This window comes from Streptomyces sp. GbtcB6 (genome assembly GCF_019091475.1).
Classification (GTDB): domain Bacteria; phylum Actinomycetota; class Actinomycetes; order Streptomycetales; family Streptomycetaceae; genus Streptomyces; species Streptomyces hyaluromycini.
The window spans coordinates 1-9,446 of record NZ_JAGXJL010000114.1 but is presented as its reverse complement, the minus strand read 5'-3'; the positions used below and the strand labels follow the sequence as shown (position 1 = coordinate 9,446).

12 protein-coding genes are annotated in these 9,446 nt (G+C 66.2%); 3 read left to right on the top strand and 9 right to left on the bottom strand.

The window, feature by feature from the left end:
• Window positions 1-74: 74 nt before the first annotated feature.
• From KVT45_RS53965 to KVT45_RS53955, 3 genes are all read right to left on the bottom strand, one after another.
• On the bottom strand, window positions 75-299 hold the full coding sequence (locus KVT45_RS53965; protein WP_217562307.1) for a hypothetical protein: 225 nt from the start codon (window positions 297-299) through the stop codon (window positions 75-77).
• 133 nt (window positions 300-432) lie between these two features.
• Complete coding sequence (locus KVT45_RS53960; protein WP_217562305.1) at window positions 433-759, bottom strand: hypothetical protein; 327 nt, start codon at window positions 757-759, stop codon at window positions 433-435.
• Window positions 760-808: 49 nt separating this feature from the next.
• Window positions 809-1,617, bottom strand: a protein-coding gene (locus KVT45_RS53955; RefSeq protein ID WP_308311166.1) for an IS5 family transposase whose coding sequence is annotated in 2 segments (ribosomal slippage) — window positions 809-1,269 and window positions 1,269-1,617 — 810 coding nt in all. Because the reading frame shifts where the segments join, the coding sequence is not laid out codon by codon here.
• Window positions 1,618-1,678: 61 nt separating this feature from the next.
• Between KVT45_RS53955 and KVT45_RS53950 the strand changes: the two genes are divergently transcribed.
• On the top strand, window positions 1,679-2,038 hold the full coding sequence (locus KVT45_RS53950; RefSeq protein WP_217562301.1) for a hypothetical protein: 360 nt from the start codon (window positions 1,679-1,681) through the stop codon (window positions 2,036-2,038).
• A gap of 35 nt (window positions 2,039-2,073) precedes the next feature.
• Here the strand turns inward: KVT45_RS53950 and KVT45_RS53945 are convergent, their stop codons facing one another.
• Together KVT45_RS53945 and KVT45_RS58000 are read right to left on the bottom strand one after the other, a co-directional pair.
• Window positions 2,074-2,298 (bottom strand): hypothetical protein, encoded by a 225-nt coding sequence (locus KVT45_RS53945; protein ID WP_217562298.1) that lies wholly within the window; start codon window positions 2,296-2,298, stop codon window positions 2,074-2,076.
• A 131-nt stretch (window positions 2,299-2,429) separates the two neighbouring features.
• Window positions 2,430-2,561, bottom strand: coding sequence for a hypothetical protein (locus KVT45_RS58000; RefSeq protein ID WP_302832716.1), 132 nt, complete (start codon window positions 2,559-2,561; stop codon window positions 2,430-2,432).
• A 104-nt stretch (window positions 2,562-2,665) separates the two neighbouring features.
• Here KVT45_RS58000 and KVT45_RS53940 point away from each other — a divergent pair, with 104 nt between their 5' ends.
• Window positions 2,666-4,084: an integrase gene (locus KVT45_RS53940; protein ID WP_254648711.1), complete on the top strand. Its 1,419-nt coding sequence runs from the start codon at window positions 2,666-2,668 to the stop codon at window positions 4,082-4,084.
• 640 nt (window positions 4,085-4,724) lie between these two features.
• Here the strand turns inward: KVT45_RS53940 and KVT45_RS53935 are convergent.
• The 4 genes from KVT45_RS53935 to KVT45_RS53920 form a co-directional block, all read right to left on the bottom strand.
• Window positions 4,725-6,326: an L-serine ammonia-lyase, iron-sulfur-dependent, subunit alpha gene (locus tag KVT45_RS53935; RefSeq protein ID WP_217562296.1), complete on the bottom strand. Its 1,602-nt coding sequence runs from the start codon at window positions 6,324-6,326 to the stop codon at window positions 4,725-4,727.
• Between the two features lie 474 nt (window positions 6,327-6,800).
• The gene (locus tag KVT45_RS53930; protein ID WP_217562294.1) at window positions 6,801-7,208 is read right to left on the bottom strand and encodes a hypothetical protein; all 408 of its coding nucleotides are present in this window, start codon (window positions 7,206-7,208) and stop codon (window positions 6,801-6,803) included.
• Window positions 7,209-7,227: 19 nt separating this feature from the next.
• Window positions 7,228-8,487, bottom strand: coding sequence for an amidohydrolase family protein (locus KVT45_RS53925; protein WP_217562292.1), 1,260 nt, complete (start codon window positions 8,485-8,487; stop codon window positions 7,228-7,230).
• Between the two features lie 45 nt (window positions 8,488-8,532).
• Entirely contained in the window at window positions 8,533-8,940 is a 408-nt protein-coding gene (locus tag KVT45_RS53920; protein ID WP_302832715.1) for a nuclear transport factor 2 family protein, read from the bottom strand.
• A gap of 167 nt (window positions 8,941-9,107) precedes the next feature.
• On the opposite strand from KVT45_RS53920, the gene KVT45_RS53915 reads away from it, so the two are divergent.
• Window positions 9,108-9,446, top strand: a 339-nt coding sequence (locus tag KVT45_RS53915) for a helix-turn-helix domain-containing protein (RefSeq protein WP_217562288.1), incomplete at its 3' end; no start/stop codon positions are given.

Here is a 9,446-nt window from a genome sequence, read left to right as displayed (position 1 = left end):
AAGAGACTTACCCCGGCCGCTGTGGTGGCGCCAAGGGAAGTGACGCCCGTCCTCAAGATTCCCGACAGAGTCACTCAGTGCAGGCCGCAGTCGTGGCCGCCCAGCTGGTCGTCGACGCGGTCCGTGAACGTGATGCCGCCCTCCACGTCGACGAAGGTCTGGCCCGGCTCGGTGTACGGGCCGCAGGCGTGTACGGCACGGACGGGGACGCTCTCGGCCAGCAGTTGTTCGGCGACCGCGGTGACGTAGTGCCGGGCGTGGAAGGCGAGGTCCTGCGCCGTGCGGGCACTTGTGGCCATGGAAGGCGCCTTTCATATGGGGGATGTCCGTGGTGACAACGGCCGAGCCGGGCAAAGGGCCCGCCGTCCTCTCCCTTCCGGTGCCGAGTTCGGACCGAACGAGACACGCAGGACCGAGGCCTGGCGGGGGTCTCTACATGACGCTGACCATCACGGCCTCGCCGGAGGGAAGTCGGCCGCGGGCATCGAGCCCGGCCACGTTCTTGTGGCACCGCCGCAAGCCGGTCGTACCCGCCGCGGCCAGGCGCAGCGTCTCCCCGGGATCGCCGTCGCTCTCCACGACGAGCTGGACGGTCAGCCGTTCCTCCTCGTCCTGCGCCGTGAGTTCACAGACGTCGACGCAGCTGCTGGACAGAGCCCGGCCCCAGGGCGCGAGCGCGCGCAGCAGTTCCGCGGTCGCCTGCGTGGAGGTAACCCGGCACGGACGGGGCCGGCTGATCGTGGGGTGGGTGCCGACCACAAGGACCAGGGAGCCGGGAAGCTCCGCGCTGAAGGTGTAACTGATCGTTTCAGAATGCGGTGCGTAGCCGTCTCAAGCAGATGATGGCGCAGGCGAGTTGGAGGAGTCCCTGGTGGAGGTCGGCGCGTGTCTCGTAGCGGATGCGCAGGCGCTTGAACTGGTGCAGCCACGCGAAGGTTCTCTCTACCACCCAACGGGTCTTGCCCAGGCCGGAGCCGTGCGGGGCGCCGCGTCGGGCGATCTTCGGGACGATGCCGCGGACCCACAGGAGTCGGCGGTACTTGCGGAAGTCGTAGCCTCGGTCGGCGTACAGGCGCTTCGGCCTGTGGCGGGGGCGGCCGCGTCGGCCCCGGATGCGCGGAATCGCGTCCAGGAGCGGGATGAGCTGGGTGACGTCGTGCCGGTTGCCGCCGGTCAGGGAGACGGCGAGCGGGGTGCCGTGGCTGTCGACGATCACATGGTGCTTGCTGCCGGGACGGCTGCGGTCGACCGGCGATGGCCCCGTGTGCGCCCCCCTTTGAGCGCCCTGACGTGCGAGCCGTCGATCGCGCAGTCATCCATGTCCAGCAGGCCGGCACGCCGCAGCTCGACGAGCAGTGCCTCATGCAGGCGGAGCCATACCCCGGCCTCGGTCCAGTCCCGCAACCGCCGCCAGCAGGTGACCCCCGAGCAGCCGATCCGTTCGGACGGGACGTCTGCCCAGGACACGCCCTTGCGCAGGACATACACGATCCCGGCCAGCGCAGTACGGTCGTCGACCGGCTTCCGTCCGGGAAACCGGTGCCGCCGCGGCGGCCGGGTCGGAATCAGCGGGGCTATCCGCTCCCACAGGTCATCGGGCACAAGATCGCTGCTCACGCCGGAAGCGTGCCAGAACAAAGCGGTTGAGGAGGGCGAATCGGCCCGGCACACTCGCCCGATGAGCCACAGCACAACGCCTGGCAGCTGGGACGGACCCTGGTACCGCGTCCACACAGAGCAGTTCGAGGCCGCGTTCCTGCCGAATGCCGGCGAGGACTTGGAGTCCGTGGACAACGTCGACGTCTTCGTCGACCTCAAGGACGGCTCCCGGTGGAGCGCGACCATCATCACCCTCGCCCAGGTCGAGATCCTCATGAAGCGATGGACCGCGAGCGGGGAAGCCCTCGCAGGCCGCTACTTCTGGTGCTCGGACGGGCTCATCGTCCGCGATGCCGGCATCAGCAACATGACCCAGGTCCTCACCGGCCTGATCGACAACGGCGAGTTCACACAGATCCTTCAACGCCTCGACGACTGACAGCCGCGCGGCCTGCACTTCTCATTCTGAAACGATCAGTAAGTCGCCGCGGCGGCCCCCAGGTTGGAGTGCGTCGGCGTGGATCCGGTGGCGGCGGCGAGACGGTCGACGCTCGCACGCTGATCGGCCAGCGGAACGCCGGGCGCGAACGTGATGCGGACGTCCCGGCCGCCGACGGCGACGTGCAGCGGCTCCAGGGGGCCGGCGCTGTCCAGCAGGCTGGCGGCGGTCTCCAGCAGGTCGGCGAGGTCGGGTCGCATGCCGCAATTGTTCCGGTCCGCCGCTTGCCGCGCCATGCCATCGTCCATCTCGCCCTGGAAAACGCCGGTTCCACCCCGCCCCGACCGACGGCCGCGGCACGGACCGGCATGCCGCGGCCGACGGCCGGGTCTTACGTGTCGTGGAGGGTGAGCAGGACCGGCGGGCGTCCGTAGATGCCGCTGAGCGCGTCGACCGCCGCGCGTCCGGTGTCGGTGAGGTCGTCCAGGCCCGCGCTCCAGAACCCGTCGAAGCAGTCGTGCATCGGTGCTTCCGGGTCGGATCCGGGCTTACGCAGCGCCCAGGTCGCTCCCGTCGTGGGTACTTCCCTGATGCTTGCGTGAGTTCAAGCGTCAGGAGAGGTAGCAGTTGAGCACGTGGCATGTGGTGCGGGTACCGGATCCGGGGCAGTGGGGAACACTCCCTGCTGACGGTGTCCTGGGGGCACAGGATCTGCCGGAGGCGGTGGCCGGGATCGGCCTGCGGCCGGGAGATCCGGTGTACGTACGGCCGGACGGAATGATCGATACGGGCCTGCTGGATTTCGTCCGGTCGAGCGTGTTCCGGAAACTGGAACGCGAGTCGAAGCGGAACTACTCGACGGATATTCGGCTGTTGCTGGACTTCCTGTCCTCTCGCGATGTCGAGTGGCGGGATGCGACGAGGCAGGACTTGGATGATTTCCGGGACTGGCGGTGCCGAGCCTCGGAGAACCCGGGGCAGATCAGCGGGACGAAGTGGGATCGGGAGGCTGCGGCGTTCACCCTGCTGTTCCGGTGGGCGAGGGTGCACCCGCTGCCCGTGGACGTCTCGCGGCGGGAGGACAGGGCCGCGGACTCGGTCAGCTCGCGGGTGTCGTGGCTGACGCCGCGGACCTGGGGCTTGTGGTCGGATATCGGGCTGCGAGGCCACGATCGCGCCGGTGTCCCGGCGCCAGGGTGGGAGGCCCGGACGGAGATGCGGAACACGGGCTTCGTCCAGCTGCTGCTCAGTTCCGCCCTGCGCCGGCAGGAGGGCGGCTCGCTGCTGACGTTCGAGCTGCCCACCCAGCAGCTTCGCTTTGGCCGCTACTGCCACGGTCGCGTCGCCGGGGCGGTGACCCGCTCGAAGAACAGCCGGGTCTTCTACGCCTCGCTGGATACCGTCGGGCAGGTCGAGGCATACGTGGCCTCCGAGCGGGCGTGGGCCGTCCAGCGGGCCCAGGCTGCGGGCTGCTACGAGCGTCTTTCGGTGATGTGGCTGGTCACGAGGGTGACCAGCGGGCTGAAGCCGAAGGTCGAGTGGGTTGACCTCAACGGTGCGTTCGGTGAGCGGGAGTTGAGCCGGCTGGGCTGGCGTGAGCGGCAACGGCTCTTCGTTGAGGGGTCGGAGGGGCCGGAGCCGGCGTGGTTGTGGCTGACCGAGCAGGGCCTGCCGATGGCGCCCGAGGGATGGAACGGCGTGTCCAGAACGGCGAACCTGCGCTGCGAGAACGTCCTGCTCACGCCAGAGGAACGGACGATCGGGCGGGACTTCCGACCGGCAGAGGTCCTCCTCGAGGGGCGGAAGAGCTCGATCGCTGTCGCCGCGAATGGCATAATAACACCATCCGAGCGAGATCTGGGCGTCGAGTTGCAAGCCGAGTTCACCGAGCGAGGTGTACAGGGCAATCGCTTCGGTCAGAAAGTCGGTAGCATGCTGGATTTCGACATCGCTTCCGGCAAGGCAGATATTGGCTTCGGCATGGGCGAGAAGTGCCTTGGCCAGCGGGTCCGCTGTGTCGTCGACCAGGGTTGCGAGTTCTCGTAGTTTGTCGGAAGCAGTCGGCAGGTCTGCCTGTAGCCCGGCCATCGAGCCGGCGGCGAAGAGCGCCTTGGCTCGGTATGCCTGCGGCGGCCGAATCGGCTGGGCGAGTTCACGTTCCAACCAGTGGCGGCCTTCGCTGAGCCGGCCACCCAGTGCCCAGAACAGATAGAGCCTGCTCGTGATCGGCACAGCGCTCTCGTTCGGTTCGGAAGCGCTGAATTCCAATGCTTTTCGCAGATTCGGTAGCTCCCGTTCCAGGCGCGCTATCCACGCCAGTTGGTGCGGGCCGACCCACTCCCTTCACCTCGGGTGCGGTGAACGCCGGAAACCCGGTGATCGCGCCGACCGAGGTCTCGAATCCTCCGGTGATATGGGCGATGCCGAAGTCGGTCAGTGCGGATCGTCGTAGTCGGTGATCAGGATATTGCTCGGCTTGACATCGAGGTGCAGAGCATCGGCTAGATGCGCGGTTCCCAGCGCACCGGCGATCTGTTCGGAGTAGGGGGACGACGTCGTCGGACCCGCAGTCATCGATGAGCCAGATTCGGCAACGCGCGGATCGAGATCGCGGGACAGAATAATGTTGATCCGAGCGGTTTCTTCGTCTCCGAAATATTTGCTCGGCCACCCGGACTGTCGACTGTTACCGATCTTTGTAGCCGCTCTTCAACGTAAGTGGGACGAAGGTCTTCGACCCGCTTGCATCTGATCCTTTCGGCGCCGGGCAGAATGCCGCGCACCCGCCTCGGCCCGTGCAGCGCAGGTCTGGATGCATCAGCTTGCCGACGTCGACCGTTGCTTGAACCACGTCATCAAACGGCAGCACAGCATCGAACCCGGCCAGCGTCGCGATCGACGCAGCATAGGCATGTGAGACTCCCGCGATATTGCGGGCGTGGCACGGTATCTCCACCTCGCCGCCCACGGGATCGCAGACCAATCCGAGAGTATTCATCAGACACAGACTTGCCGCGCCGAAGACCTGCTGCGGGCCGGCCCCCAGAATGTGGGACATACCGCCCGCCGCCATCGCTGCCGAGGCACCAGTCTCCACAGAACAACCTCCCGTCTCCGCAGCGAAGCTTCCACGGGCGGCGAAGGCGCCACCGACGAGCGCCATCACCTGGAGAGAGTCGACGAGCATCGACTCGGCCACGCCAACCTGCGACAGCGCGAAGAGGACTCCGGGCACGATGCCCGCACTGCCTGCCGTCGGAGCCGCGACGACGACCCCTCTGTTCGTGTCCTGCTCCATGACAGCCAAGGCCGCAGACATAGCGTTCTGTAGGAACCCCGCGCCGATGATGGGCGGAAGAATGGCGTTCTTGATACGGAGGGCTGACGGCGTGAGGAATTTCATCCTGTCGCTCGATGGGGCGGCGCGGAGACCGTTTTCGACGCTCGTCAGCATTAGCTCTAGGCGCTCCTCGAACAGCCTACGTACCTCATGACGAGGAAGCCCCAGACGGATACTCTCGAGCTCGAGCGCCTTCTCAGCGAGACCCAGGTTGTTGGGTTCACCCAGTGCCGCACCGGAAACGAGCAGGGTGTCTGTGGATGCCACGCACAGCTGGGACGGGCCTGTGACGCGCACTCGTTCAACTCCAGAGAGACCTGCGATGCTCACCAGTGCCTCGGCGGAGAGTTCCGCGGCAAAGGCGAACTGCGAGAGTCGGTTGGATGCTCGGACAGCTGTGCGCCAATTGAGATCCTCCCGCGCGAGGGCATCCGGAACTGCATCGGCATCACCTTCCACGAGAACGACGTGCTCCGTGCCCGTTACTTCGATCGAGTGTCCATTGAGGTCATCGATCACGAACATTCCCCCTCCCGTCGAAACTGCGCGGAATCGGTCGGAGCGGATGTTCCCATCTGTCTGCCTGACTTGAACATCGATCTGAACTCGGTTCGGGTGATCATTCGGAACGAGCGTGGTGACCTCGAATGTGAATGGGTACAACTGTCCCGATTGGAACCTGCGAAGGGCGTCGAGGTACGCGTCATCGGTAATCGGAATGCCCAGGAAACCCGCAGCGAAGCCTTCGTCGCTACCTTGGTTCGAGTACACCGCCGCGAAGGATCCTGACGGATTGAATCCGATGCGCACGGAATCGATGTATTCGCCGCATCCAGCGGTCAATTGTCGGATGGTATTGGCGATATGATAGGGGCCGGCGGAATGTGAGCTCGACGGGCCGCGCATCACCGGACCGACGATCGAATTCAGCAGACTGAGATTCTGCATGACTACCATCTTCCATATTCTTCGAGGGCTTGATCGCACCACCACGCCTGCTGAGTTCCGTAGCGTGCATGGGTCCTGAAACTCCCTGCGAGTAGGAGTTTGTTCAGTATGGAGATTGTGCGAATGTTACCTGGACAACAGCAGTCATCGCAGCTCGAAGGGAACTTTCTCATTCAAACCCCACCGACGGGCCCATACCCGTCGGTGGATCCAGGATTGGGGGTTTCGGGAGCAGACCGTTCGATACCGATAGCCTAGGGTGCGTTCGAAGACACGTTCCGCGGTCGGCGCGGCTCAGCCGCCGCTCGGCAACTGCGCCGGGATCGAGGCGGTATCGAGGTTGTCGGACCTCAGGCATTGCTGGTGCAGATCAAGTTCGCCCGGGCGGATACTCCCGCCCGGGCGCCGGTCGCGTACGGCCCACGGTTCGCGCAGCCCCGGTTCACGCTGACAGGGCAACGACCTCGGTCATGATCAGCCGGGGCGGCTGATCGTCCCGCTGAACCGCACGGTCCCGACCGAGTCGTCGGAGAACGCGTCCTTTCCGCTCAGTACCACTCCGACGCTGTGAAACGTGCCCTGGTAGCCGGCAAACCGGCCCGTTCCGGAGTCGATCGTGTACGCGACGTGCATGACGTTGGCCCACTCGCTGCTCTCCGTCACGACGGTGTTCACGTCCCGGGTCCGCAACGAGGAACCGTCGGCGTCGAGGAAGTGGTGGCGGCCCTCATACTCCAGGACGCCCGGGCGCACTTCCCGCGACTCACTGACCATCTCACCGTAGGCGGCGCCGTTGATGAAACCGTGTACGACCCCGACGCCGTGCGTCTCGGTGGTGGCCATGAACGAGGCCGAGCCACCCATGTCGATTTCGTCACCCATCAGCAGTCCTCTCTTGGTGTCAGATACTCCGTCGCACGAACTCGCCTCGGGCCATGACGACCGAGAGTGTCTCGCGTGGACGTGACAGTAGGCGGATGTCGTCGAGCGGGTTGCCGTCGACCACGAGCAGGTCGGCGAGCGCGCCCTCGGCCACGCACCCGATCCGGCCTTCCTGCCCCAGCAGCCTGGCGTTGACTGAACACGCGCTGCGCAGGATGTCGAGCGCGGGCAGGACCCGGCTCCTGATCTCGAACTCGAGCGGCTGGTCCTTGCGCAGATGGCCCAGCAGATCCGTCCCGAAGCCGATGTCGACGCCGTTGCGATGCATGGTCTCGAGGCCGGCGAGCATGTGCTCCGAGAGCGAGAGCAGCTTGTCGACGCTCGCCTTGGGTAGTCGGTCGCGCGAGTCCTTCTCCAGCAGCGAGAAGATGATCACCATCGTGGGCACCGTGAACGCGCCGTGCTCGGCGACGAACCGCGCCGTGTCGTCGGTGATCATGCTCGCGTGCTCGATCGAACGCACCCCGAGTGCGACGCACCGCCGGATCGACTCGTCGGGATGGCAGTGCGCCGCGACGTACTTGCCCACGCGGGTGGCCTCGTCGACTGCGGCGCGGATCTCGTCGTCGGAATACTGGGAGAACTCGAGCGGATCGGTGGGAGAGGCCATGCCGCCCGACGCCATCAGCTTGATGTGCGACGCACCGCGGCGCAGCTCCTCGCGTGCGGCGGCGCGAACCGCGTCGGGTCCGTCGGCGATCACGGAGAAGATGTCGTCGTGGCACGCGCAGCCGTGTGTCACATGGTCGTCCAGGTCGGCGTCCCCGGGGCGCATGTCGCCGTGGCCGCCGGTCTGGCTGATGATCCGGCCCCCGTAGAACAGCCGGGGGCCGCGCACGAGACCGTCGCGCAGCGCGTTCGCCAGCCCCACGTCACCACCGCCGACGTCGCGGATCGTGGTGAAGCCGTGGTCGAGGCAGTCGCTTAGCAGCTGCGACGCATAGTGTGCCGTGTAGGTCCGCGGCAGGTGGGTGACCCGCGGGAGGTTCACGTCGGCGGCGTAGACGTGGACGTGCGCGTCGATCATGCCCGGCATGAGCACGCGGCCGCCGCACTCGACGATCTCGGCATCGGCGTAGGCCGCATTGCGGCTCGGCGAGATCGTCCGGACGACCCCGCCCTCGACGACGACATCGCAGTCCTCGCGCAACTCGGGTGAGTGGCCGTCGAAGACGCGGGCGTTGCGGAAGACGACAGTGGTGGTAGTGGTGGTGGTCATGGGCTCAGCCTCACAGGGTCGGGACGCGGTTATGGGCGTCGGCGATCAAGCGAGGTACGGCGGGTCGATGGAGATGGTGTTGCTCTTGATCCGCCACTCGGACCCCTCGCGGACGGCGATGATGTCCAGCGATCCGGTGCCGAGGGCAGTGGGGCCGACGTCGACCTTCCACTTCTGGATGTAGCAGCGCAGCCGCGCACCGTCGGGGTGCGGGTCGACGATGATGTTGGTGATGAAGTGACGGACCCCGTCCTCGTTGCCCTCGGAGATGTAGCCGTCCGTCCACTCGAAGATCTCCGCTCGGCTGTTCGGCTTGCCAAACGGCGTGTCGAGCCGGCCGTCCTCGGTGAAGAGGCCCGCGTAGCCGGTGACGTCGTGACTATCGAGCGCTACGTACATGCGTGCAGGGAGGGCGCGGACTGCGGCCTCGGCTTCAAAAGTCAAATTCTCCATGTGAACTCAGCTCCCATTCGATGCAGGTGGGGAATGTGCAGACCCTCTCGGGCCTGGTACTTTAAGAAAGTATACTATGAACGCGGTGTGGTCAAGATCGCATTCCTGCAGTGCCGGGCACACGAGGTTCGCGACGGTCGTCCGACCGTTGGCAAGTTCCTTTGCTGATGTGGCAAGCTGGGGGTGTGGACGAGACGATCGTGGACACGTTGGCCGGCGTGGGGCCCCGACTGGCCGGGCTGCGCAACGCGCGCGGGATGACCCTGGTCCAACTTTCCGAGGTAACCGGCATCTCGGTGAGCACGTTGTCCCGCTTGGAGTCCGGCGGACGGAAACCGACACTGGAGCTGTTGCTCTCGATCGCGACCGCACATCAGGTCCCGCTCGACGAGCTCGTCGGCGCGCCAGCGGTCGGGGACCCGCGGGTACGGTTGCGGCCCCGCCGCGCGCACGGCATGACTGTCGTCCCGCTGACCGAGCGGCCCGGCGGGCTACAGGCGTTCAAG